Source organism: Rossellomorea sp. KS-H15a (assembly GCF_024195245.1).
Lineage (GTDB): Bacteria > Bacillota > Bacilli > Bacillales > Bacillaceae_B > Rossellomorea > Rossellomorea vietnamensis.
Window position 1 is genome coordinate 2,814,796 of sequence record NZ_CP096886.1, and the last position, 24,770, is coordinate 2,839,565.

The 24,770-nt window shown below is 42.7% G+C and carries 27 protein-coding genes and 1 pseudogene; 20 read left to right on the forward strand and 8 right to left on the reverse strand.

Annotated elements, in window-relative coordinates:
* Positions 1–135: 135 nt before the first annotated feature.
* Positions 136–879 (forward strand): type I methionyl aminopeptidase, encoded by a 744-nt coding sequence (gene map, locus M1J35_RS14305; RefSeq protein WP_224519965.1) that lies wholly within the window; start codon positions 136–138, stop codon positions 877–879.
* A 308-nt stretch (positions 880–1,187) separates the two neighbouring features.
* A complete protein-coding gene (locus M1J35_RS14310; RefSeq protein ID WP_254651547.1) occupies positions 1,188–2,474 on the forward strand; it encodes a globin-coupled sensor protein in 1,287 nt (428 codons plus the stop codon).
* Positions 2,475–2,521: 47 nt separating this feature from the next.
* Here the strand turns inward: M1J35_RS14310 and M1J35_RS14315 are convergent, their stop codons facing one another.
* Positions 2,522–2,677: a DUF8096 family protein gene (locus tag M1J35_RS14315; RefSeq protein ID WP_098440347.1), complete on the reverse strand. Its 156-nt coding sequence runs from the start codon at positions 2,675–2,677 to the stop codon at positions 2,522–2,524.
* Positions 2,678–3,082: 405 nt separating this feature from the next.
* On the opposite strand from M1J35_RS14315, the gene M1J35_RS14320 reads away from it, so the two are divergent.
* The 6 genes and pseudogenes from M1J35_RS14320 to M1J35_RS14345 all read left to right on the forward strand — a co-directional run bounded on the left by M1J35_RS14320 (position 3,083) and on the right by M1J35_RS14345 (position 10,537).
* Positions 3,083–3,895: a 3D domain-containing protein gene (locus M1J35_RS14320; RefSeq protein ID WP_254651548.1), complete on the forward strand. Its 813-nt coding sequence runs from the start codon at positions 3,083–3,085 to the stop codon at positions 3,893–3,895.
* Positions 3,896–4,200: 305 nt separating this feature from the next.
* Positions 4,201–4,773 (forward strand): 3D domain-containing protein, encoded by a 573-nt coding sequence (locus tag M1J35_RS22760; protein ID WP_279724037.1) that lies wholly within the window; start codon positions 4,201–4,203, stop codon positions 4,771–4,773.
* Between the two features lie 742 nt (positions 4,774–5,515).
* Positions 5,516–7,045: a glycine betaine uptake BCCT transporter gene (locus M1J35_RS14330; protein ID WP_034759323.1), complete on the forward strand. Its 1,530-nt coding sequence runs from the start codon at positions 5,516–5,518 to the stop codon at positions 7,043–7,045.
* Between the two features lie 276 nt (positions 7,046–7,321).
* Positions 7,322–7,402: pseudogene (locus tag M1J35_RS14335) on the forward strand (YjcZ family sporulation protein); the annotation flags it as partial.
* 147 nt (positions 7,403–7,549) lie between these two features.
* On the forward strand, positions 7,550–8,191 hold the full coding sequence (locus M1J35_RS14340; protein ID WP_254651549.1) for a lytic transglycosylase domain-containing protein: 642 nt from the start codon (positions 7,550–7,552) through the stop codon (positions 8,189–8,191).
* 123 nt (positions 8,192–8,314) lie between these two features.
* The gene (locus M1J35_RS14345) at positions 8,315–10,537 is read left to right on the forward strand and encodes a DEAD/DEAH box helicase (protein ID WP_254651550.1); all 2,223 of its coding nucleotides are present in this window, start codon (positions 8,315–8,317) and stop codon (positions 10,535–10,537) included.
* 53 nt (positions 10,538–10,590) lie between these two features.
* Here the strand turns inward: M1J35_RS14345 and selD are convergent, their stop codons facing one another.
* Complete coding sequence (gene selD, locus M1J35_RS14350; protein ID WP_254651551.1) at positions 10,591–11,643, reverse strand: selenide, water dikinase SelD; 1,053 nt, start codon at positions 11,641–11,643, stop codon at positions 10,591–10,593.
* Between the two features lie 279 nt (positions 11,644–11,922).
* On the opposite strand from selD, the gene M1J35_RS22845 reads away from it, so the two are divergent.
* Positions 11,923–12,060: an Rdx family protein gene (locus M1J35_RS22845; protein ID WP_224521078.1), complete on the forward strand. Its 138-nt coding sequence runs from the start codon at positions 11,923–11,925 to the stop codon at positions 12,058–12,060.
* Between the two features lie 62 nt (positions 12,061–12,122).
* Here the strand turns inward: M1J35_RS22845 and M1J35_RS14355 are convergent, their stop codons facing one another.
* A complete protein-coding gene (locus tag M1J35_RS14355) occupies positions 12,123–12,515 on the reverse strand; it encodes an Hsp20/alpha crystallin family protein (RefSeq protein ID WP_061809248.1) in 393 nt (130 codons plus the stop codon).
* Between the two features lie 69 nt (positions 12,516–12,584).
* Between M1J35_RS14355 and selA the strand changes: the two genes are divergently transcribed.
* Positions 12,585–14,027: an L-seryl-tRNA(Sec) selenium transferase gene (selA, locus tag M1J35_RS14360; protein WP_224519959.1), complete on the forward strand. Its 1,443-nt coding sequence runs from the start codon at positions 12,585–12,587 to the stop codon at positions 14,025–14,027.
* Between the two features lie 44 nt (positions 14,028–14,071).
* Here selA and M1J35_RS14365 read toward each other — a convergent pair whose 3' ends face one another.
* A complete protein-coding gene (locus tag M1J35_RS14365; protein WP_034759304.1) occupies positions 14,072–14,209 on the reverse strand; it encodes a small acid-soluble spore protein P in 138 nt (45 codons plus the stop codon).
* 118 nt (positions 14,210–14,327) lie between these two features.
* On the opposite strand from M1J35_RS14365, the gene M1J35_RS14370 reads away from it, so the two are divergent.
* Positions 14,328–14,585 carry a hypothetical protein gene (locus M1J35_RS14370; protein ID WP_034759302.1) on the forward strand — a complete coding sequence of 86 codons (258 nt, stop codon included), beginning with the start codon at positions 14,328–14,330 and terminating at the stop codon, positions 14,583–14,585.
* Between the two features lie 175 nt (positions 14,586–14,760).
* On the opposite strand, the gene sspO is transcribed toward M1J35_RS14370, so the two are convergent.
* Positions 14,761–14,910, reverse strand: a complete 150-nt coding sequence (sspO, locus tag M1J35_RS14375) for a small acid-soluble spore protein O (protein WP_034759300.1) — start codon at positions 14,908–14,910, stop codon at positions 14,761–14,763.
* A 320-nt stretch (positions 14,911–15,230) separates the two neighbouring features.
* On the opposite strand from sspO, the gene acnA reads away from it, so the two are divergent.
* The 7 genes from acnA to M1J35_RS14410 all read left to right on the forward strand — a co-directional run bounded on the left by acnA (position 15,231) and on the right by M1J35_RS14410 (position 20,476).
* Positions 15,231–17,942 carry an aconitate hydratase AcnA gene (gene acnA / locus M1J35_RS14380; RefSeq protein ID WP_034759297.1) on the forward strand — a complete coding sequence of 904 codons (2,712 nt, stop codon included), beginning with the start codon at positions 15,231–15,233 and terminating at the stop codon, positions 17,940–17,942.
* 140 nt (positions 17,943–18,082) lie between these two features.
* Positions 18,083–18,670 carry a peroxiredoxin family protein gene (locus M1J35_RS14385; RefSeq protein WP_224519958.1) on the forward strand — a complete coding sequence of 196 codons (588 nt, stop codon included), beginning with the start codon at positions 18,083–18,085 and terminating at the stop codon, positions 18,668–18,670.
* Positions 18,671–18,814: 144 nt separating this feature from the next.
* Positions 18,815–18,961: an FbpB family small basic protein gene (locus M1J35_RS14390; protein WP_079532604.1), complete on the forward strand. Its 147-nt coding sequence runs from the start codon at positions 18,815–18,817 to the stop codon at positions 18,959–18,961.
* A 104-nt stretch (positions 18,962–19,065) separates the two neighbouring features.
* Positions 19,066–19,209, forward strand: coding sequence for an acid-soluble spore protein N (locus tag M1J35_RS14395; RefSeq protein WP_034759295.1), 144 nt, complete (start codon positions 19,066–19,068; stop codon positions 19,207–19,209).
* An 80-nt stretch (positions 19,210–19,289) separates the two neighbouring features.
* Positions 19,290–19,517 carry a small acid-soluble spore protein Tlp gene (tlp, locus tag M1J35_RS14400; protein WP_034759293.1) on the forward strand — a complete coding sequence of 76 codons (228 nt, stop codon included), beginning with the start codon at positions 19,290–19,292 and terminating at the stop codon, positions 19,515–19,517.
* 180 nt (positions 19,518–19,697) lie between these two features.
* Positions 19,698–20,114 carry an acyl-CoA thioesterase gene (locus M1J35_RS14405; RefSeq protein ID WP_254651552.1) on the forward strand — a complete coding sequence of 139 codons (417 nt, stop codon included), beginning with the start codon at positions 19,698–19,700 and terminating at the stop codon, positions 20,112–20,114.
* Between the two features lie 56 nt (positions 20,115–20,170).
* Positions 20,171–20,476, forward strand: a complete 306-nt coding sequence (locus tag M1J35_RS14410; protein WP_034759288.1) for a hypothetical protein — start codon at positions 20,171–20,173, stop codon at positions 20,474–20,476.
* Positions 20,477–20,528: 52 nt separating this feature from the next.
* Here the strand turns inward: M1J35_RS14410 and M1J35_RS14415 are convergent, their stop codons facing one another.
* Positions 20,529–20,819, reverse strand: coding sequence for a HesB/YadR/YfhF family protein (locus tag M1J35_RS14415; RefSeq protein ID WP_224519957.1), 291 nt, complete (start codon positions 20,817–20,819; stop codon positions 20,529–20,531).
* 120 nt (positions 20,820–20,939) lie between these two features.
* Here M1J35_RS14415 and M1J35_RS14420 point away from each other — a divergent pair, with 120 nt between their 5' ends.
* Entirely contained in the window at positions 20,940–21,203 is a 264-nt protein-coding gene (locus M1J35_RS14420; RefSeq protein WP_224519956.1) for a hypothetical protein, read from the forward strand.
* A gap of 64 nt (positions 21,204–21,267) precedes the next feature.
* Here the strand turns inward: M1J35_RS14420 and M1J35_RS14425 are convergent, their stop codons facing one another.
* Together M1J35_RS14425 and plsY are read right to left on the reverse strand one after the other, a co-directional pair.
* Entirely contained in the window at positions 21,268–22,425 is a 1,158-nt protein-coding gene (locus M1J35_RS14425; RefSeq protein ID WP_254651553.1) for a CapA family protein, read from the reverse strand.
* Positions 22,426–22,651: 226 nt separating this feature from the next.
* Positions 22,652–23,236: a glycerol-3-phosphate 1-O-acyltransferase PlsY gene (plsY, locus tag M1J35_RS14430; RefSeq protein WP_224519954.1), complete on the reverse strand. Its 585-nt coding sequence runs from the start codon at positions 23,234–23,236 to the stop codon at positions 22,652–22,654.
* 198 nt (positions 23,237–23,434) lie between these two features.
* On the opposite strand from plsY, the gene M1J35_RS14435 reads away from it, so the two are divergent.
* A complete protein-coding gene (locus M1J35_RS14435) occupies positions 23,435–24,715 on the forward strand; it encodes a purine/pyrimidine permease (RefSeq protein WP_034759276.1) in 1,281 nt (426 codons plus the stop codon).
* The last annotated feature ends 55 nt before the right edge of the window (positions 24,716–24,770 follow it).

Here is a 24,770-nt window from a genome sequence, read left to right on the forward strand (position 1 = left end):
GAATGCACCTCAAAGCAGGAATCAGGGCTTGCCAGGGAGTGATACATATTCATCAACACAGGGGCTTTCCCTTTAAAAATGGATGAGGTTTCTGTATAGTAAGGGGAGGAAATTCAAAAAGAGAAGGAAGATATTATGATAGTAAAAACTGATGAAGATTTACAGGCATTAAAAGAAATTGGCCGTATTGTCGCAATGATCCGCGATGAATTGCGCTCTCAAACAAAGCCCGGCGTAACCACGAAGGAACTTGATGATATCGCAGGGAAAATGTTTGAAGAAAATGGTGCGATTTCAGGTCCTAAAGGAGAATATGACTTCCCGGGGTATACATGTATCAGTGTGAATGAAGAAGTTGCCCATGGGATTCCCGGAGAAAGAGTGATAAACGAAGGGGATCTTGTCAATATAGACGTTTCAGGATCAAAAAATGGATATTATGCGGATACAGGCATTTCATTTGTTGTCGGAATGGGTGATCCCAAGCTTCAAGATTTATGCGACGCTGCATTAAAGTCTTTCCAGGCAGGTCTTCAAAAGGCAAAAGCCGGTTCTAAACAAAATGGGATTGGAAAAGCCGTGAATAATGAAGCCAGAAAAAATGGCTATACGGTCATCATGAACCTGACCGGTCATGGTGTGGGGCGTTCCCTGCACGAGAAGCCTGATCATATCCTTAATTACTTCGATCCATGGGATAACGCTCTCTTGAAGGAGGGCATGGTCATAGCCTTTGAACCATTCATCTCCACCAAAGCGCAAAACGTAGTGGAGAAAGGGGACGGTTGGACTTACATCACACCAGACAACAGCCTGGTCGCCCAAATTGAACACACCATCATCATCACCCAAAACGAACCCATCATCATCACAGAATAAGGCGTGAGGGACGTACCTCGATTCCCAGGAGCAGCTCCTGGGAGTCAAGGTACGTCCCTCTCTTTGTATATGTTTTGTACAACCCTGCACGGGATCGTGAGGCAAGTGGGGAATCCTGCCCTATAAATGTCCCCAGGGTATCATGAAGGGTGGGGAGGACTAATATAATCCATTGTATCAGGACATTGAAATTTTTGAAATTTTACAAACAAAATGATTGTCATAGGAAAAAAGTTGGGGTAAAGTAAAGATATCGATATTGTACAAAATTTATACATACTAACTGAAAAATCGGAGGCACCCCCAAAATGGCTGTATTATTTTCAAGAAAACCTAAGACCGAACCCGTAGTGATACCTGAATCAAATGTCATTGTCTTAACCAATCAGAAGCTGAATGAACGGCTTCATTACATGCAGTTTCAGGAGCACCATTTACAGGAATTAAAAGAAATCCTCCCTGTCTACGATCAAATTTCCGATACCCTGCTCGATACTGTACTTGATCATTTATACAAGCATCCAAGCTTAGTGGAGATTGCCGAGAATCATTCAAGCCGGGAGCGATTAAAATCCGTATTCAACGATTATTTCCGTTCTTTATTTTCAGGTGAGTTGAATGAAGAGTATTTCTCAATGAGGGAACGTATGGGAAAAACCCATAATCGGAATGGGGTTACAATCGATTGGTTTATTTCGACTTACACTACCATTCAACATTTACTCATCCCAAAAATTGTAGAACTGTACCAAAACGAACCCTCTAAACTTGCATCTGTCCTTGTAGCAATCGACCATGGTATCCATTTGGATGCAAGCATTGTTTCAGAATACTATATTCAGAGCAGGATGGACGAGCTTGAAAAGCTGCATCAGGAAAACCAGGCATTGCAACTGGAAATGCTCAATATGAATACAGAACTGGGTTCATCACTCAGCCAAACGGAACAAAGCCTGAATGAAACTGCCAAAAAAGCTGAAAGCATACGTGCAGAATCGGAAAATACCGAAAAAAGCAGTAAAAATCTTCTTCAACTTTCAAAAATGAATAAAGATCAAACGGATCACATGATAGAAAGCTTTGGCGTCATCACAGAGCAAATCAACACGCTCCTCAAAGAAATTCAGGGGGTAAAAAACATTGCAGAACAAATCACGCCTCTCTCCAACTCAATCCAGCAAATTGCTGAGCAGACGAATCTACTAGCATTGAATGCATCCATTGAAGCAGCACGTGCAGGAAATGAGGGCAGGGGATTTGCAGTCGTTGCATCGGAGGTGCGAAAGCTTGCCGAAGATTCCAAAGAACTCAGCACGTCCATACATCAATTGGTGAATGAAAGCAATAAACAAATCGGAGTTGTCTCAAATCGTGTTCGGAACATGACCGACCTGACCGAAAACTCCCGCAAGGAAATCGGAAATGTGCAAAGCGGGATCATGACGGTCCAGATGGAAATGGAAAACTATATGGATATGTTTAAAAGAAACCAATCAGAATTAAATCATATCGTAGAAGCAATCAAGAAGATCAATCATACTACAGACGAGTTGGTTCAATTTGCTTCAACCATCATTCAGAAAATAAACAAATAGAAAGAAAGGGGAAACCGGATTCAACCGGTTTCCCCTTTCTTTCCTTGCTATACGATTTTGGTTTTCCCGCATTCCTGGCACTTACGATAAAACTTCCCATCCAGTACTCTTGATTTGAAAATATTATTTCCACACTCGCAACGGCCACTATGCTCGTCGGGATCATCTTTATAAAGAACTACAATCTCTTCTTGGTTTTCCATTCCAGTACTCCTCCATTGCAAACCATTCTTCTTTTTATAGTATAGAGGGAACAGTCAAGCTTGTTAAGGAAAAATCGTCACGATCCGCTAATAAATGCGTTTCCTTCAAAGATTTTTATGCCGCTAAGCGGCCTTGTCTCTCCTAATTCCCAGTTAACTAAGTACGAATACTCCACCAACAGTAAATCCATAAATATCCTTAATATCTATATTATTCTAACCATTTTTCCATAGTATTCCTCTACATGATAGTTTATACAGGAAATCGCTTTCTATTACAGTAGTGAAATATTCTTGACGCACGATGTTAAAGTTCCTGTTATTGAATTGAGATTTTACTATGTTAGTATTTTCCCTGTTAGCAAAAATAAATAAACCGCTAGCTACATAAGGAGGAATTTTTCTATGAAACTAAAAAAATCGATTATTTCTGTGGCTGCATTTACAACACTTGCAGTATCTGGTGGAGCTAGCGCTTCAGCACAAGACATAGAAGTAAAAAAAGGCGACACTTTATGGGGACTTGCAAAAGAATACGGAACAACTGTTGATCAACTCATGACATGGAATAACCTGGGTTCATCCATCATTTATCCTGATCAGGAATTACAGGTTTCTTCAAAGGAATACTATACAGTGAAAAAAGGTGACACTCTTTGGGCAATTTCATCTCTATATGGCATTTCAGTAGACAGCTTAAAAGGATGGAACGCACTTGAAAGTGACCTGATTGTCCCTGGACAAGAATTAGTCATCAACTTAGACGATAAAGCACCTTCAGCTACTGCACATACTTCTGAGAAGGCAGAAGCTCCTGCTCCAGAACCAAAAGCAGAAGTAGCTCCAGAAGCTGAAGCACCTGCAGCGGAAACAGCAGAAGCAAAACCAGCACAAGCTGAACCTGCTACAGAAGATAAGGCAGTAAAAGAACTAACAGTAGAAGCAACTGCCTATACGGCCGATTGTGCAGGTTGTTCAGGTACAACAGCAACCGGTGTGAACCTTAAAGAAAATCCGGATGCGAAAGTGATTGCAGTAGACCCTAATGTCATCCCACTTGGATCTAAAGTATATGTTGAAGGCTACGGCTATGCTACTGCAGAAGATACTGGTGGAGCGATCAAAGGGAACCGAATCGATGTTTTCATCCCATCAAAGGATCAAGCTGTTGATTTTGGAAGAAAAACAGTAAATGTAAAAATTCTTGAAACAAACTAATAGATGACAAACCACCGGGACATGTCCCGGTGGTTTTTTTTTATTTATTCCCGCATGGTGTTTTTTCAACATTCCTTCTATTATATTTCTTCTCAAAGAAACGCCTCTGATTCCAACATTTATTCCCTTTACATGAAATAAGTAGGGAAATGGCTGCCGTTTTCTTCGGAATAGTAGAAATATTACACGCTTGTCATCTAATTGTTATTGCTTTATAAACAGTTTGTTATGTGTATGAGGTAAGGCTATGTTACTATTTCAACTGTTGGTCCAAGGACTAAACATAAAAGGAGGAATTTGACAAGATGAAAAAAGGTTTATTTTCCATTTTTTCCTTCGCAGTTTTTCTTTCAATCGGACTTGCTTCTGCTTCTGCAGAGAGTAATGATACTGCTATCAATGATTATCATAATATAGAAGAAGGCGATATCCTTTGGGAAATCGCCAACCGATATCATGTTTCCGTCGACGAGGTCGGCACGCGCAAACAATTGTTAGAAGAAGGGTATTCTGTGAATGATGATTCTAAAAACGGGGAAGCAGTAAAAGCTGCAAAGACTCCCGATCAAGAGAAAAATAATGTCGTGAAAGAATTAGATATCACAGCAACCGCTTATACCGCTCATTGTGAAGGGTGTATCGGTATTACGAAGACAGGTGTGGATCTGATTGAGAATCCTGATGCCAGAGTCATTGCTGTTGATCCAAGCGTCATTCCACTCGGTTCCAAAGTATATATTGAAGGATACGGTTATGCCCGTGCCGAAGATACCGGTGGAGCGATCAAAGGGAACCGCATCGATATCTATATGGAAAAAGAAAAAGATGCCCTTCAATATGGTGTAAGAGATGTGAAAGTCAAAATCATTAAAGAATAGCCAAAAGGACGCTGATCAGCGTCCTTTTTTATTGATTTTCTTTTCCTACATGCTTTACTTAAGTCCTTTTTTAGCGGAGGGAGCGACGGATTTCAATTCGATTTCCTCACCCATCTGCTGTTGTGCCAATTTTTTTGCTGCTTCATGCTGTGTTCGTTTGTTATTATTTTTCATCGGATTTCCTCCTCACATTGTTCTTTTTATTTGTTCCACCAAGAGAGAGGTTTCACCACACTAAATTCATGTCAAAATTACCAATTCATTCTTTTCAATATCCGGCACTGATTGTGTTCCCTTTCGCTATAGACCACCCTATATAGCAATAAACTCTCACCAAGTCATAACAATGACCATTGTTTATACAGCGTTTTCATTTCCAATCAAACGCCATTTAAAAATAGTGATAATAAGACGGAAAGCCATCTAAAAGAAAGGGAATGAAAACGAGAAATTGACAAATACTAATAAAAATAATGATGGTTTTCACTTGCAAAGTTAAACTTCTTTCTGATAGGGTAACAAATGTTGGTTTTATAAGAGAGTGACAAGGGAATAGGTAATAAGTAATCATTCCCTCATCCTCAGAATGCACATTTTCCCATTTGCATTAACCGGGGCTCTTCGATGAGGGGTCTAGTACAGTAGGTGTACATACAGTTTCCAGAACACCTCGAATCCCACTGTAGTTCCCTTCGTTAGGAAAGAGCCAAAACAAAAACCTGAATATGGAAAGGAGAATTTTATGAAGAGGATATCAAATGTTTTTTGGATTACCGTCATTTTGGTTGCTGCTTCCGTTGCATATGGAGCCATCGCACCAAATTCGTTTGAAACGGTAACAGCAAAAATGCAAACTTTCATCACTTCAACTTTTGGTTGGTATTATCTTATTTTAGTTACAGTGATCGTCATCTTCTGTGTGTTCTTAATCTTTAGTCCAATGGGAACGATTCGATTAGGAAAACCGGATGAGAAACCAGAGTACACAAGAGGAACATGGTTCGCCATGTTGTTTAGTGCAGGAATGGGAATTGGTTTAGTATTCTGGGGGGCAGCCGAACCGCTGTCTCACTATATGACCCCGCCAACGGCAGAAGGGGGAACCGACCTTGCGATCAAGGAATCGATGCGTTATACGTTCTTCCACTGGGGGATTCACGCATGGGGGATCTATGCGATCGTTGCTTTAGCACTTGCATACTCTAAATTCCGTAAAGATGAGCCTGGTTTAATCTCGGCGACTTTGAAGCCGATCTTTGGCGATAAGATGAATGGGCCACTTGGGACAATCATCGATGTTCTGGCTGTATTTGCTACGGTTGTAGGGGTAGCCACAACCCTTGGGTTTGGGGCGGCACAAATCAACGGTGGATTATCTTATCTATTGGACATCCCGAATAACTTCACAGTCCAGGCAATCATCATCGGGGTTGTGACAGTGCTGTTCATGATTTCTGCATGGTCAGGGTTAAGTAAAGGAATCAAGTACTTATCCAATACAAATATGGTTCTCGCCGTATTACTTCTCGTATTGGTATTCTTTATTGGACCTACTTTATTAATCCTCAACATGTTTACTGACACAATCGGAGCCTATATTCAAAATATCGCAGCAATGAGCTTCAGGATCGCTCCATTAAATGAAGAGCACCGCACATGGATCAATGGTTGGACCATTTTCTACTGGGCTTGGTGGATTTCATGGTCACCGTTCGTGGGTATCTTCATCGCACGTGTCTCAAGAGGTAGAACGATTCGTGAATTCCTGATTGGGGTATTATTATTACCGGCTCTAGTCAGCTTCATCTGGTTCGCAACCTTTGGGACATCCGCCATTGAAGTTCAGCAAGCCGGCGCGGCTCTTTCTGATTTGAAAACAGAAGAGGTACTGTTTGCCGTCTTTAACGGATTTGAATGGTCAACGATCCTTTCAGTCATTGCCATCACACTGATTGGAACTTTCTTTATCACATCTGCCGACTCGGCTACATTCGTGTTAGGGATGCAAACGACTTATGGTTCATTAACACCTCCAAACTATGTAAAATTAACTTGGGGACTGGCACAGTCTACCGTTGCATTAATTTTGCTTTACAGCGGTGGGTTACAGGCTTTACAGAATGCATTGATCGTCGCAGCACTGCCATTCTCTGTGATCATGGCACTTATGATGGTTTCTCTGTACAAGTCACTGAACCAGGAGAAAAAGGAACTTGGTTTATACATTAAACCGAAGCCAAGAAAAACAAAAGAACCTAAGGAACATATGTAAACGACTTAAAAGCGCCTGGATATTTCCAGGCGCTTTATTTATGTCCTGATAAGGTTCAACTAGACATTTTACTCATTTTTTCATTCAATAATAGATTAAAAAGCCTTTATTCATGCATACTTTAAGCCGTTTACAGAACATTGATAAAAAGTGGTGGATGATTTTAATTAACCTACATTTTGTCCACTACATACATTAATATCGTAGTAAGATAACTGGAGGTGACTGATGATGTATGGATATGGATACCCTGGATATGGATATGGCTGCGGTGGTGGTGGCTACGCTGGTGGTTTCGCGTTAATCGTAGTTTTATTCATCCTTTTAATTATCGTTGGAGCAGCGTTTGTTTGTTAACAATAAATAGATAATGGATAGATGCCCCTTAGCTGCAGAGAGCCTTCTGCTTAGGGGCATCTTTTTTTATACATAATGGATTGTCATAAATGCATTCTCATATTAGAATACAAAGAGCAGCCAAAACCTTGTAAAGGATCGACTTCAATGACAAAAAAACCGGCCAGAAAAAAGCAGTCCAGTAAAAAAAAGCAATCATCACCCTTTAGAATCCTTCTCATCCCCATCACCATTTTAGCTATTTATTATGCCCTCAATTATGACGACCCATCATTTAATCTCTCATCCATCGGAAAAGATGAGATACCTTCTGAGTATATCCCCATCTATAAGGCAGCTGAAGAGGAATACGGAGTACCCTGGTATCTACTAGCTGCCCACCACAGGGTTGAAACGAAATTCTCGACCATGAAGTCCCTCGTCTCTCCAGCGGGGGCAGAGGGCCACATGCAGTTTATGCCCTGTACCTTTGTGGGCTGGTCCCATCCTAGTTGTTCTGGACTTGGAAAAGGGGATATCCCACCAGATCAAAAAACGGACCCTGCCGTCATAGAAAAATATGGCGGATATGGCGTGGATGCAAACGGGGATGGAAAAGCCGATCCTTTTCAGATGGAGGATGCCATATTCAGTGCCGCCAACTATCTCGCTCATAACGGAGCCGCTGACGGAAAGCTTGAACAAGCTGTATATGCATATAACCACAGCGAACAATATGTGGAAGATGTCCTGTATTATGCAGACCGATTCGTGGAAGAGGAAGAGGAAAATACTGGACAACCAATGTAATGGGGGAATCATCAGAAAGAATCATTTCTTTGAAATGGTTCTTTTTTGAATTCCTATACACTCTCTCAATAAATTGTTATGATAAAGGTCTTGAACTTTTATCGGATGACAAAGGTGATTACAATGAAGATAACAGACATGATAGAAGAGTGGAAATCTGCTTTGGATATGGAGATCCTGCAGTTGAAAAAACGGGAAACGAACGGGATCCTCATCGAGGAGGGAAGATGCATCCGTAAAGAAGAAGGTACCTATATTTACTGGTTCACCCTTCACTATCCCACCTCGCTGCCTGAAGGTGGAAGCGTCATATATAAACGGAAACATTCTTCAACCCAGGGGGTCGTGATTAATTCAGAGGAACGGGAATGCATCATAGAGCTCGATCAGTTCCTCGGGGATACAGTATCATACGGACAGATCCTTCACGAACCCTGGGATATTCTTGAGAAGCTGATGGAACGGTTGGATGAAGCAAGGGAACGACACGGGAAAACCCAGCGAATCCGGAAGGTGATGTTTCCAGATCATGCTCAAAGGCATCCAGCAGTCGAATACAAGACCCCATTGCATGAAGCTTTTGTAAGAAGTAAATATAATCCTGTAACGTATCTGTGGGGACCACCTGGAACAGGCAAAACTTATACCCTGGCAAGAGTGGCGTCTTATCATTATTCAGAAGGGAAGAAAGTGCTGCTTCTCTCCCATAGTAATGCAGCAGTGGATGTATTAATAGAAGAAATGCATCACTTTCTAAGCAGCCATGACCGTTGGACCCCTGGAGAGGTGATCCGGTACGGTACAAGCAGGAAAACCTATAGTGCCGATGTGACGGATTTAAGCGCCCTTCAATTACTGGAACAACAGGATCCGACTCTTTCCGAGGAAAAAGAGAAGGTAGAAAAGTACAGGAGAAGGTTAAAAAACAAACTGTCGAAAACCTATTCTTCCTATGATTCAGAGAGATTGTCCCATCTAGAGGTACACTATCAAAAAATCAAGGAAACGTTTAAGAGAAGGGAAGGAGAGTTGATTTCGGAGGCAAAAGTGATCGGAACCACCCTCTCAAAGGCGGCCATTGACCGACTTCTGTATGAAGAGGAATTCGATTTAGTGATTGTGGATGAGGCAAGCATGGCCTATATACCTCAAGTTGCATTCGCTGCATCCCTGGGGAAGAAGATCATTATATGTGGAGATTTCAAACAACTTCCTCCCATCTCCACTTCCTTTCATCCCCTTGCAGCCAAATGGCTGAAGGAAGACATCTTTCATGCAGCCGGAGTGGCAGGATCCGTAGCAAAAGGGTTGGATCACCCGCATCTCTTACTACTCCCGGAACAAAGGAGGATGCACCCTAGCATTTCGGCATTCACCAATCGATATATTTATCATTCAAGGGTGGGGGATCATCATTCGGTCAAAACGATTCGGGAGAACATTACAAATAAGAAACCTTTCCCGTCACATGGAGCGGTGCTATTTTCCCTGAGAGAAGGGACGGAGTGGGCAGATACTCAAAAAGGATCAAGATGGAATCTGTTGTCCAGCTTAGTCACGATTCAGCTGGCGCTTCAGTCCATCCATGATGGGTTACTTTCCGTTGGGATTGTGACCCCGTATCGGGCCCAAGCCAAATGGTATAATCTATTACTGGATGAACTGGTAAAGAGTATTGCCCCTTCAGCCGACTTATACGCCGCCACTGTGCATGGATTTCAAGGGTCGGAAAATGATATGATCCTATTCGATTTAGTCGACGGGGAATCCCATAGCAGTCCGGGTACGTTGATTACCCGGAAGGGCAGCGAGAGGCTGATCAACGTAGCCGTCACCCGCGCCAAGGGGAAATTCATTTTAGTGGGGAATGATGGATTCATTCAGGAAAAGACTCATCCTTCTAAAGCTGTACATCAATTCATTTCTCACCTTAAGCAGGAAGTCCATAACGAAACGAGCGCATCACTCATTCCAACTTCTATAAAGAAAATGAAGTGGTTCAGAAGTGGTGACCATCATAAGCTCAGTAAAGATATGGAAGCTGCGAAATCTGAAATCATAGTGAATGTCAGGGATTTAGAAGAAATCCCACATGATATGATGCGTGTTTTACAAATGGCAGCAAAGGATAAACAGGTGACGATCTTCAGTCAAACAGACAGCGGTTCCCATTTGTCTTCAAGTGTCAAAATAAAAAAATCCACCACCCAGATACCATTCATCGCTTTCGATGAAAAAGTAATCTGGTTCAATTCTTTCACAAAGGAAGCGAATCGATTTCCTTTCCAGGTGAGAATCTTATCAAAAAAAATAATCCGCCAGTTCTTCAAAATGATTGAAGAATAAATAAACGGTGATCCTCCTGAGTTGCTTTCTTCCTCAAAGGAATCACCGTTTTCTTATCTTTCTACCGCTATACTCCATGTTTGCTGTGGTCGGACATGACCAATGACCCCTGCGGAGATGGAATGGCGCTGAAGGTCCTCTACATATTTTTGCCCTTCAGAAATAGGCAGGCTGACAAGTAAACCTCCGGAAGTGATGGCATCAGAGAGGATCCATCGTTCTTCCTGGGTAAGACCAGCTTCATAATGCACCATGTCTTGAAGCCAAGTGGCATTCGCTTTCGATCCCCCGGGAATGACTCCCTGATCTGCTAATTCCTTCGTCCCTTCTAATAGCGGGATGGAGGAATAAGAGAATTCGATTGATACGTTACTTCCTTTCGCCATTTCATATGCATGTCCCATCAATCCAAACCCTGTGACATCGGTCACGGCATTCGGATGAAATTCCTGAAGCAATTCTGCAGCCGTTTTATTCAGCATGCTCATCACCTCGATGACAGCCGCTTCCTGGGCGGGAGTCACTGCCTTTCGCTTGATTCCCGTTGTCAGGATTCCCACACCCAAAGGTTTGGTCAATACAATGACATCCCCTTCCTGTGCACCCGTATTGGTCCAATACTTTTTCGGATGAACGATTCCTGTCACGCTCAGGCCGAATTTAGGCTCTTGATCATCAATGGAATGTCCTCCCACGGTCACGGCACCGGCTTCGATCACCTTGCTTTGTGCCCCTTTAAGGATAGCCGCAAGCATCTCGCTTCCCAGCTTTTTAATGGGGAAGCCTACTATGTTTAAAACGGTTTTCGGTGTTCCACCCATTGCATACACATCGCTTAGAGCATTTGCTGCAGCAATTTGACCAAATTGATAAGGGTCGTCCACAATCGGAGTGAAATAATCAACCGTTTGAACCATGGCTAGGTCATCTGTCAGCTGAAAGATGCCGCCGTCATCGGATGATTCATTCCCTACTAATAATTCTTTCGTAAATGGTTGAGGGGGTAGTTGACGCAAAACTTGCGTCAAGTCACTAGGACTAAGTTTACAGCCTCAGCCAGCTTTTGAAGAAAGTTCTGTTAAGCGGATGATCTCTTCCTTGCTCATTCTATTCACCTCTTTATGTATGGATAAATTCATTGTACAGGATAAAAATACAATTGAGCAAAGAAGAAGTAAGGAGAGATGGGAGTGATGGAGAGAACTGAATATTTGCACAAGTATTCTCACCTATAATAAAATGAACATACACGTGGGAGTGATCCTAAAAGGAGGCAGATATTGATGAAAGCTGTGAAAATGACGATTGAATTCTGTATGATGTGAAACTATGCACCTAAAGCCGCGAGTTTCGCGGAACAATTATTCAACCATTTCAGATCCGATATCAAGGAACTGACGTTAGTACCGTCTTCCGGAGGGGCATTCGAAATTACTGTAGACGGGAAAAAGATTTACTCCAAACTCGATACAGGCGTTTTTCCCGATATCAACGAAACCATTTCAATCATTGAATCGCAGTAAAACACATAGAAAAGGTCATCAGCACGGGCTGATGACCTTTTCTTCTATTTAAAGAGTGAAGGTTATTCACTCGACAATCCCTGAACTCGAATCACGATGGATGAGGGGGTGGAACATGCCTTTTTAGGCACATTGATTTCGATTGTATGATGCTCAATGGAATAGGTAATGGCCCGCTGTTTTAAGCAGAAAGGAAAACGAATGGAGCGTTTTCTGATTTTACTTTCGTCTTTCAGCATGATCAATACCAGCAATTGCGTATCCTTTTTTTTAATAATCAACTCTTCGGGACAAATATTTTCTGTCTCGATCTCCACTATGAACGATTCCGTCGTATCAAGAAAATCCACACGGAATTCTTGTTCATCCAACTGAACCGTTGCAGGATCCAATAACCAATCCTTCATACTCTCCTCCCATTTCTCTAAATAGAAATCCTCCTTATCCTTACTCATTTACACCTGACCCCCAACAACTCTTTTACATATAGTATTCTTTCTACTATAAATGGTGAGGGTGTTATAATGAGGGAAAAGAAAGAAGGGGCAAAAGACATGAACCATCCTGTCAGGCACATTCCATCCATACACGAACTGAAGCAGACCAAACAATTCCATACGTTCCTGCATCATCACAACCTTTCGACGGAAAGAGGGACGGACCTCTTGAAAAAGGTGATCGCGATTAGCAGGGCGAGCATCCTGAATGAAGAGTGGGAGGGACCTCATCCATCTTCAAAAGATTTCATTGATAAGGTATTTGGCCAAACTGAAGTTTTGGCAAGCAAATCTCATTCCCTGTCTCTCAGGAGGATCATAAATGCAACGGGGACCATCTTACATACGAACCTTGGGCGGGCACGGCTAGGTCAGGAAACGATGAACCACGTCCTGGGTGCATCTTGTCATTACAGCAATCTCGAATATAACATCGAGGAAGGGGGCAGGGGATCCAGACATAGTCATGCAGAAAAGCTCATATGTGAATTGACAGGGGCGGAGTCAGCCATGGTTGTCAATAATAATGCAGCCGCCGTTTTTTTTATCCTCACTGCTCTTGCCAAGCAAAAAGAAGTGATTGTTTCACGGGGTGAACTGGTGGAGATCGGCGGATCATTTCGGATATCTTCCATCATGGAAGAAAGCGGTGCTCTCCTTCGCGAGGTGGGGACAACGAACAAGACCCATTTAAGGGACTATGAAGAAGCGGTGACGGATGAAACAAGAATGATCATGAAGGTTCATCAAAGTAATTTTGTCATGAAAGGATTTACTGCTTCTGTACCGACGGAAGAATTGGCTGAATTATGCCGCCTTCATTCCCATGTCCATTATTATGAAGATTTAGGAAGCGGTGCCCTTTATGATTTCGCCCGATTCGGTATCGGTAATGAGCCTCTGGTTAAATCGGTGCTGGATAAAGGGGCAGACATCGTCTCATTCAGTGGAGACAAATTATTGGGGGGACCTCAGGCAGGAATCATAGCAGGGCAAAAGAGTTTGATCGATCAATTAAAGAAACATCAGCTTGCCCGCGTCCTCAGGGTCGATAAAATGACATTGGCAGCCCTGGAGATGACCCTCTTACACTATATAAAGGGGGAGGAACAAGAGAAAAATCCAACCATCGCTGCCATCACACGGACCAAAGAAGAAATCCTCCTTCAGTCCCGGACGTTTGTTGAGGGTGTCCAGGGACTCGGGAACGGTTACACATCCACCATCGTTGAGGGTCAAAGTCAAATCGGGGGAGGAACAATGCCGGATGTGGAATTAGACACGTACATTGTCGCAGTCTCCCACGCTTTTGATTCGCCACAGCTCATTCACGAAAAGCTCAGAAGGGGGAATCCTTCCATTCTTACAAGGGTACAGGACGGTGTCGCCCTCTTTGATCTGCGGACCGTTTCCATGGACGAGCAGATGGAAATCCTCCACGCTTTAAAGACCATACAAGGAACAGACTGAAAGGGAGTGCAGGCATAAAGCGCCGGCACTCCCTGTATCATCTCTTACATATCGTGGTTACTATTATTTTTCTGACGGGTATGATTACGGTTCTTCACTTTATGTGAACCACTTAACGGCTCCGGCTGTCCTGATTGCTTCGGAGCATTCTTACGCATATCTTTGCCATCATTTTTGTTCATGTATCATCCCTCCTACCCATTAGGATGCTAAGTTGATGATCCGTTTATTCACGCGTATAGGTTCCTGGTGGTTTGGTTAAACTAAAGAAGCTAATTTATGAATAAGGAGAGATCATCAATGCCTTACAATAAAAATAAACAACAAGCCTTCCAGGCTGCCGAGCAAAGCGTGACGGAAGTACAGCATACCATCAACGAACTGGTACTGGATGGAGCAAGCTACGGCTCTCAATTGGCCCATCTCAAAAATGAGGTGAATGAGGCTTATCAACAAATAGAAAATGCACTTGAAGTGGCATCGGATACTCAACGGGCACAACTTCAACAATTCAAATCCGACTTGTCATCCATTGTGAATGAAGTGAATGAACAATAACAGAATCAACCTTCTGGCTCCGCCCAAAAATTAAACCCACCCTGCTGAATGATAAGGGTGGGTTTTATATTTGAACGAAGAGGGTAGGGGAAGATAGATGAAATAGTTCCAAAGGAGGGAGGGTGACCATATCTACAATTTTTTTGCAGAACGAAAATAGCCACCCTATTATTTCTTACTGATTGGTTTTTCTTTTTTTATTGAATTGACGTTGTGCTGCAGTCAATGGTTCATTCGAATATTCTTCATTGTAACCGGCACCTTGGCCTTGTCCTTTTGCTGCATTCATTCCATTTATTACATGGTTTGCTTTACGTTTTGCCATTGTAGAACACCTCCATAAGGATAGAATGCCACCATCTGTGACCATCTATAATAGGGAATCGCTAACAGATTCACTTTTTTAAAATAATGTTTTAGACAAGCTGACACGATTTGACAAGGCCAGAAATGTTGTTATACCAATATTTTTCTAGAAACCTTAAGGAGTTTAATCATTTAGATAAGTAAAACTTATCAAAAACAATAACTTTATTGTTATTTACTTATGTAATCGCTTGTATTAAGATGTAAATGTGAGAAAAGTTCGTTTAGAACGAAAACTTTTCGACTTATTGTTTGATGCAGTTTAGAGGGGGAATCGAAATGGCAAAGAACGATGTATTTAATGCACGATCTTCTTTCGAACTAGAAGGAAAACGTTATCATTATTATCGTTTAAAAGCGCTTGAAGAAGCAGGAGTAACAAAAATTAACCGCTTACCTTACAGTGTGAAGGTACTCTTGGAAAGTGTACTTCGTCAATTTGACGGACGTGTCATTAACAAAGACCACGTTGAAAATCTGGCAAACTGGGGATCAACTGAAGTGAAGGATGCAGAAGTTCCTTTCAAACCTTCACGTGTTATCCTTCAGGATTTCACCGGTGTTCCGGCTGTAGTTGATTTAGCGTCTCTACGCAAAGCAATGGCAGATATCGGTGGAGATCCACAAAAGATCAATCCTGAAATCCCTGTAGACCTGGTAATCGACCACTCAGTACAGGTTGATAAATATGGTACGGCTAACGCACTGCAGGCCAATATGGACCTTGAATTTGAACGAAACGCTGAGCGTTACCAGTTCCTTAGCTGGGCTCAAAAAGCATTTGAAAACTATCGTGCTGTCCCACCGGCAACAGGTATCGTTCACCAGGTAAACTTAGAATATCTAGCCAATGTCGTTCACGCTGTTGAAACAACAGAAGGCGATTTTGAAACATACCCTGATACATTGGTCGGTACTGACTCTCATACAACTATGATCAATGGAATCGGTGTACTTGGATGGGGTGTTGGCGGTATTGAAGCGGAAGCTGGAATGCTTGGTCAGCCTTCATACTTCCCGATCCCTGAAGTTATCGGGGTCAAAATGACTGGTGAGCTTCCTAATGGAGCGACCGCTACAGACTTAGCCCTTAAAGTGACACAAGTACTGCGTCAAAAAGGGGTAGTTGGGAAATTTGTCGAGTACTTCGGTACAGGTGTAGCAACTCTTCCACTTGCCGACCGTGCAACGATTGCCAACATGGCTCCTGAATATGGTGCGACTTGCGGATTCTTCCCGGTTGATTCAGAATCATTGGATTATCTGCGTCTGACTGGCCGTGACGAAACACATATCAAAATGGTTGAAGAATACTTAAAGAAAAATGAGATGTTCTTCACTCCTGAAAAAGAAGAACCAACTTACACGGATGTAGTGGAAATCGATCTTTCAGCAGTGGAACCGAATCTTTCAGGACCAAAACGTCCACAGGATTTAATTCCTCTATCTGATATGAAAGAAGCTTTCCATAAGTCCATCACGGCTAAAGAAGGCGTTCAAGGCTTTGGGCTGGACGCATCTGAAATCAACAAAACGGCCAAATATACAACTGAAGATGGTAAAGATGTCGAGATGCCAACTGGTGCAATCGGAATCGCTGCCATCACATCTTGTACAAACACATCGAATCCATATGTTATGTTGGGTGCCGGTTTAGTTGCGAAAAAAGCAGTGGAACTTGGTATGAATGTTCCTGATTATGTCAAGACATCTCTTGCACCGGGATCTAAAGTTGTAACAGGATACTTAAGGGATTCAGGTCTTTTATCTTATCTTGAAGATATCGGATTCAACCTTGTCGGATATGGTTGTACGACTTGTATCGGTAACTCCGGTCCACTTCGCCCTGAAATCGAAAAGGCTGTTTCAGATGCTGACCTATTATTAACATCCGTCCTATCAGGTAACCGAAACTTTGAAGGTCGTATCCATCCACTTGTGAAAGCAAACTACCTTGCTTCACCACCACTCGTTGTTGCATATGCACTGGCAGGTACTGTGGACATCGATCTTCAAAAAGATTCTTTAGGTAAGGACAAAGATGGAAATGACGTGTTCTTCAAAGATATCTGGCCTTCACAGGATGAAGTGAAAGATGCTGTCAAATCAACCGTTACACCTGAATTATTCCGTAAAGAATATGAGCACGTTTTCTCTGAAAACGAGCGCTGGAATGAAATTAAGACAAGTAACGAACCACTTTACAGCTTCGATGAAAATTCGACTTACATCCAGAATCCAACGTTCTTTACAGGACTTGCGACTACTCCTGAAGACATCCAAGGCTTGAACGGACTTCGCGTAGTCGGTAAATTTGGGGATTCTGTCACAACGGACCATATTTCTCCAGCAGGTGCAATCGGTAAAGATACACCAGCAGGCAAATATCTTCGTGCGAACAATGTAGAGCCACGTGACTTTAACTCCTATGGTTCCCGTCGTGGTAACCATGAAGTGATGATGCGCGGTACATTTGCAAATATCCGTATCCGTAACCAAATCGCTCCTGGTACAGAAGGTGGATTCACCACTTACTGGCCGGAAGATGAAGTGATGCCGATGTATGATGCATGCATGAAGTATCAACAAGATGGAACTGGATTAGTTGTTCTTGCAGGAAAAGATTACGGTATGGGATCTTCTCGTGACTGGGCAGCGAAAGGGACAAATCTACTTGGTATCAAGACTGTCATCGCTGAAAGCTATGAGCGTATTCACCGTTCGAACCTTGTGATGATGGGCGTTCTTCCACTTCAATTCAAGAAGGGTGACAGCGCTGAATCATTAGGATTGACGGGTAGAGAAACAATTTCCGTAAATGTAACAAACGATGTAAAACCTCGTGATATCCTAACGGTGACAGCTGTGGCTGAAGACGGTTCTAAGACTGAATTCGAAGTACTGGCCCGTTTTGATTCCGATGTAGAAGTAGACTACTACCGTCACGGTGGTATCCTACAAATGGTTCTTCGTAATAAATTACAAGCATAATACATGCTGAAAGCCCCGGGGAAATACCCGGGGCTTTTTCTCATTTCCTCATAAAGAAGGGCAAAAAAATATATGACTAAAGGGAGACAAGCCTACATATGATGATAGTAAAATCATTTACATGAGAGGAGAGCACTCCTTTGAAATCCGTATTTGGCGTTTTACTTGTCACCTTATTAGTCTTCTCATTCTATATTGAGAATAAATCCGACCCCTCATCATTATCAAAAAGCGCGTTTCAACAAGCCGAGGCTTACGACCAATTAATCGACATTGAAGAAGGAGAGGTTTCTGAAACCACTCCAGTGGAAAATGTACCTGGACCGAATGTCGGGGAACGGGCCATTGACTTTAAGCTGGATACCTTGGATGGTAAATCGATTACCTTATCTGAACTGAAGGGAAAGAAAGTGATTGTGAACTTCTGGGCTACATGGTGTCCTCCCTGCAAAGAAGAAATGCCTGTCATACAGGAGTTTTATACGAAATACGGGAAGGATGTTGAAGTCCTTGCCATCAACATCGATCCACAATACAACGTCAAGGAATACCAGAAATCACTGGGACTCTCATTCCCGATCCTATTGGACAATGATGACAAAATCAATAATGCCTATGACATCCTGACCGTCCCCACCACGTTCGTCATCAACGAAAAAGGCATCATCACCCACAAACAAATCGGGGCAATCACCAATATTGATTCCCTCACTTCACTGATTAAGTGAGGGACGGACCTCTAATCAATGGGAACCGCTTATCTCGAGCAGGCACCCAATCAATCCCCACTCTCAATTGTGACCTTTGTTTAAAATATCTGACATTTGGATATACTATTTATACAAACCACAATAGAGAGCGAGGGGATTGTATTGCGCAGACCACGCAAAAAATCATTTGCAGATCTGGTGAAAGAGAACAAACAACAGCTTCTGTTGGATCAGGATGCCATTGATGCCATTGAAGAGCGCATTGATGCAAGACTTGAAATAAAGCGTCCAGTAAGCAAAGCCGAGTAAGAAATTACGAGGCTTATTTTTTTTGCCCTGACATTATTACTGCCAATTATTACGCCTATTCTTCCTTGTCATTTTGGTAATCATACTAGTAAGGGGGGATATTCATGAGTAACTCAAAGGGAAGTCCGAATCACTTCGCACCTAACCATATCGGGACACAATCGAGGTCTGCTGGAGGCAACAAAGGGAAACAAATGCAGGATAAATCAGGTAAGCATGCACAAGTGATTCAAACGAAGGGTGAATAATTCACCAGCTTGAAGAGGGAGCAGCCATAGAGGTCCGTCCCTCATACTACTCATACTATTAGACACAGGAGGAATGCAGGATGGCATGGGATAAACCGAATCCGGATGATCGCAGTGATAATGTAGAGAAGCTTCAGGGTATGGTTCAGCATACGATTGAGAATATGGACCGGGCTGAAGAGTCGATGGCCTGTACGGACAGTGAAGAGCAGCTTCAATCCATCCAGGCAAAGAATGAACGCCGCCGCGAGAGTCTAGAGGCTTTCCGTAATGAAATAAAAGATGAAGCGAATCAAACAAAGCAATAAAGGATAAAGTTTCAATGACCCGGACAGAAAGGTGCTTATATACCTTTCTGTCCGGGTCATGATGTTCATTGACACTTTGTCCTCACCTATCTGACTTTCGTTCGAGCCGATTAATTCTATGCCTGTGGCTTGTATGATAAAATGGGTTAGGATACTGATTAGATGAAGAGGGTGTAAAGAATGCAAATTGCAGAAAAAACCATTGAAGTGCGATACGCCGAGACGGATCAAATGGGGGTTGTCTATCATGCGAACTACCTTGTTTGGATGGAGCTTGGTCGTACACAATTGATTGAAGATCTGGGCTTCAGATATGCTGATATCGAAAAAGAAGGAATTCTTTCTCCAGTCATTGACCTGAATGTAAGCTATAAGTCACCTGTTCGCTACGGTGAAAAAGCATTTATTAAAACATGGATAGAAGAATATGATGGACTCCGGATTACATATGCTTACGAAATTTATAACGGACAGAACCAACTGGCCATTACCGGGCAGTCGAAACATGTGTGCGTCAAGCAAGAGAATTTCCGCCCGATTTCCATTCGGAAGATGTTCCCGGATTGGCACGACGCCTATGAAAAGGCAAAAAAATAAAGATTACATAGTGGATTTTACGGAGAACTTTTTTAAAGTGGGAAAGGAAGAGGGCCATGGCATTCGGATTAACCAAACAAGAGCTAAACGGATGGAAACAACAGGTGAGGAATGGGCAGATTGCCTTCCTTACCCACTACTGGCTGGATGACCGATTTCCCGATGTGCGCTCTGTAACGAAAGTGGGCTGCTGTAACATTGATGCATTATCCCGATGGGGAAAGAAGTATGGCTTGAAAAAGGAATGGATCCATCAAAGGAAAGATGGCTTTCCACATTTTGATTTGTTAGGGGATATACAATATGAAATCCTGATGAAGGAAGGCCTGCAGGACCATATTTCCAGATTTGTTAAAAGGTAAGGGGCAGACCCTAAAGTAGAAAGGCTGGCATATGCCAGCCTAAATTCATTCCTTATTTCTTGTACTCATATGATGGTTCTTGAAGTTTTTCATCAAACTCAACGTATAAATCATGACCATCAAAGAACCATAAATCTCTTTCCTCTATAAAAAATTCCCGTTTGTCGATTTCAATCCGTTCACCAGCATCCACTGGTTCGTCTTTGTTCACTCCTAATGAAAAACCATCGTGGAGAGGACTGGAACCCCCATATCTTACATAAAAACGGACTTGTTCGCCTTCCTCCACAAGCATCTCGTCTTTAAACCACGTAAGAGCTTCTTCTGAAATATGTATGTTCATTGGTGAGACTCCTTTCTCTACTTGGTATTTTTCCAGAGTGATCCTGGACAAAGAAAGTTTCATTTCCTATTATAAACATAATGAAGCAGGAACATCTACTAATACGTACGAAGGGTGAGAATGATGAAAACACAAACATTATTATATTACATTGGTGCCTTTATCTTTGCCGGATTAAGTATTTTAACCCTATTACAATTGCATGAAGCCAAATACCAGATCGAAGCAGGGACCTTTATCGTCATTGCTGCAGTCATTTATTATGGAATGGTGACTCTGTACTTTAAGGGTACCCGTAAAACGTTCTTGGTGGCTAATACTTTGTTGGCTATTGTAGCTCTAGCTGGCATATTTTTCAATTCAATGATATTCGGTGGACATTAAAAGAACGAGCTTCCTTATGAGCATAAGGAAGCTCGTTCTTTCCGTTCATACATAAACCTGTCAGCTATTCCGGCACCCCGTTCACCATATGGGATACCATTTCTTCTTCCGTATATGCAATCATGCCATTTTTCCTGGCAAAATCGAGAGGGTAGATGCGGTAGTTTTTATAATGATTCTCTGACACAAACGTAGGTTGGAATCCAATGGACGGGAAGTTGATTTTGGAACCCGTCGGATTCATTGTTTTCTCAACCTGAACCGTCACCATGCCACCGATATCCTTGAAATCATCCTTTTGACCGGAAAGAAAATTCCCAAGAGAATAAATGACAACCGCTTCCCGTCCATCACTCGTTTTATAGGTTTGGATCGGCTGCAGGACATGTGGATGGTGTCCGAAAATGATGTCGACCCCATTATTCGTCAGCACCTTGGCAAGTCTTTGCTGTTCCTCCGTAGGGAATCGTTGGTATTCATTTCCCCAGTGAAGGCTCATGACCACTAAATCAACGTCCAAATTTTTGGCTTTCTGGATTTCCCCGATCATTTTTTGTTCATCTATTACATTAACCAAATACTCTTTACCTTCAGGGACAGGAATCCCATTTGTACCATACGTATAAGAAAGCAGGGCAAATTTGATTCCATTCACATTAAATGTACGGATCCGGCTTTGGTCTTCCGGGCTTTTAAATGACCCGACATACGGCATCGATATCTTCCCATAATAATCAATCGCATTCAATAGACCTTCTTCGCCCTGATCCAACGAATGATTATTGGCAGTGGTCACAGCATCCACTCCAACCTCCTGGAGTGTTTTAACCACTTCCTGCGGACTGTTGAATAGGGGGTAGCTTGAAACGCCAAGTTCCACACCACCCGGGGTTGATTCCTGATTGGCAATCAGAAAATCCGGTGCAGAAAGCATATCCTTAATGGGAGAGAACATCGGTGTAAAATCATACCCATTTTGTTTCTTTGCGTCATTATAAACGGTATCATGAATGAGGATATCTCCTATTGCAGCGATGGAAGCATTGGCTTTGATTGATTTACCCGACGCCTGCACTTCCCTGGTTGCATGGAGGAGGGAAGTTGCTTCAACTCCTTTTGTTGTGGAATTCCAGTCGGCATACTGCCTGTTTAGCAGGAAACCGATCATCAGCAGGAATGGAATACAGAGAATCATCCCTGTTATCATTCGCTTTTTATTCATATTCATCATCCTTTATTATGCTCTACTTCCATTTTACAAAAAAAGAAGTAGAAATGGGGATAAATTTAGAGAATTCTGAAGAATATTATCATTTTTTTGGGTACAGTTTTCATTCCTCATCTTTCTCAAATGAGAGAATGTGTATACCTGGTACGTCACACTAAAAAAAGCCACCTTTGCAAAGGTATCCGAGATTCCGGTACCCCGTGCATAGGTGGCTTTTTCGCTAGAGCCATTTAATTTTCGGTTCGGTTTTATTTTTGATCCGGACAATATTTGCCCTGTGTCTGTAAATGACAAAGATGGTGAGGATGCCCACAACAATGATGAGTGGAATGTCGCCAGTGAAGACCGAGTACGCAAAGGCCAGTACCGCTGCAATCATAGAGGATAGGGACACATATTTCGTTGCATACAAGCAAATAAAAAAGACAGCCAGTAAGATTAAGAAAAGAATGTAATTGTATCCCAGAAGGACACCAGCAGAGGTTGCAACTGCTTTTCCTCCCCTGAAGTTTGCGAAAACGGGATACATATGACCGATGACGGCGAATACCCCTGCAAGCAGCATATGTACGTCACTTGCAAACATCAATGGCAGCAAAGTGGCCAGGGTCCCTTTGAGAATATCCATGATCGTCACAATCATACCGGCTTTCACACCCAGGGTCCTGAACGTGTTCGTTCCCCCAAGGTTTCCGCTCCCATGTTCACGGATATCTTTGCCGTAGAAGGTCTTACCGATCAGTAAACCTGATGGAATGGAACCCAGTAAATAAGAAAGTATGAGTATAAGGGCAAAAATCATCATCACTGCTCCTTTGAAATAACTAATCCGTTCTTATTTTAACATGTTTTCCCTCCAATGGGGAGAAAATAAGCGAAAAAATTAGTACCTGTTCATAAAAGTAGATATTATAACTTAAAATTCCTCCTTCACCGTCATCTTATGAGACGAAGTATGGTAAAATGAACACACTTTACATAGTTGAAATGAAGGTGTACACAGATGCAAATACTTTTATCAGCTTTTCAATGGGTGGCCTTCATGGTGGCGGGATCCATCGCGGCACCCATCGCGATTGCTGACTTGTTCCAATTGTCTCCTGCCGATACAGCCGGATTCATTCAGCGGACCATATTCGTTTTGGGACTCGCGAGCCTGATCCAGGCACTCTTTGGTCATAAACTTCCAATCAATGAAGGGCCTGCAGGACTGTGGTGGGGCGTTTTTGCCATTTATGCAGGGTTTTCCGGAACTCTTTACAGCAGTCATGAAGAAGTTCTGACTGTACTGCAGGGGGGGATGATCGTCAGTGGGGTGATTTTTTTCATTCTCTCTTCCACAGGACTTTTAAAACGGTTATCCTCTTTATTCACTCCAACCATTACGTTCATTTATTTGATGCTATTAATTCTGCAATTAAGCGGATCTTTCATTAAAGGGATGTTCGGAATCCAGCATGAAGGACAATCAATGGATCCTCTAGTCCTACTGGGAAGTATTCTGACGATCCTTGCAGCCTTATACTTTTCAAGCCATAAGGTAAAGTGGATCCAACAATATTCCATCATTCTTGCCTTGATCGCAGGATGGCTCATATTCATCATCATGGGGCTTTCTGAGAGTACTTCCGTTTCAGACAGCTGGTTTTCTTTACCTCATGTGTTCGTATTCGGGGCACCAGTGTTTGATACGGGTGTCATCGTGACTTCCATTTTCATCACCTTCCTGTTAACGACGAATATGATCGCTTCCATCCGGGTGATGGAAGAGGTGATGAGAGCAAAGGGACAGCCTACATATGGACGGTATACGAAGAGCGGGTTCGCATCAGGGCTGAATCAGCTGTTCGGGGGAGTGTTTTCTGCTATCGGCTCAGTTCCCATTTCGGGGTCTGCAGGCTTTGTCGCAGCGACACGAATGTATTCCATCATCCCCTTCATCATAGGCAGCGGGATCATCATGGTCATCAGCCTGATTCCAAAGATCATGAATCTGTTCGCCAGTCTCCCTGCACCTGTAGGGTATGCCGTGACGACGGTCATTTTCATCAAGATGGTCGGACTCGCACTATCCGAATACCGTAAAGAGGAAGACATAGAAAGAATCCACTTTGTAGCGGGGATCTCACTCATTGTCGGGGTCGGAGCCATGTTTGTTCCGGCAGCGGCCTTCAAGGACATGCCGGTCGTCGTTGCTTCCATTTTGAATAATGGATTGATACTGGGGACGATAACAGCAATCCTAGTGGAACAATACATCATCAAAAAGTCCAGCAACCGATAGTGTGCTGGACTTTTTATCTTTTGAAAAGGAAGTAAGCTGTATGCCCAAGCCCCAT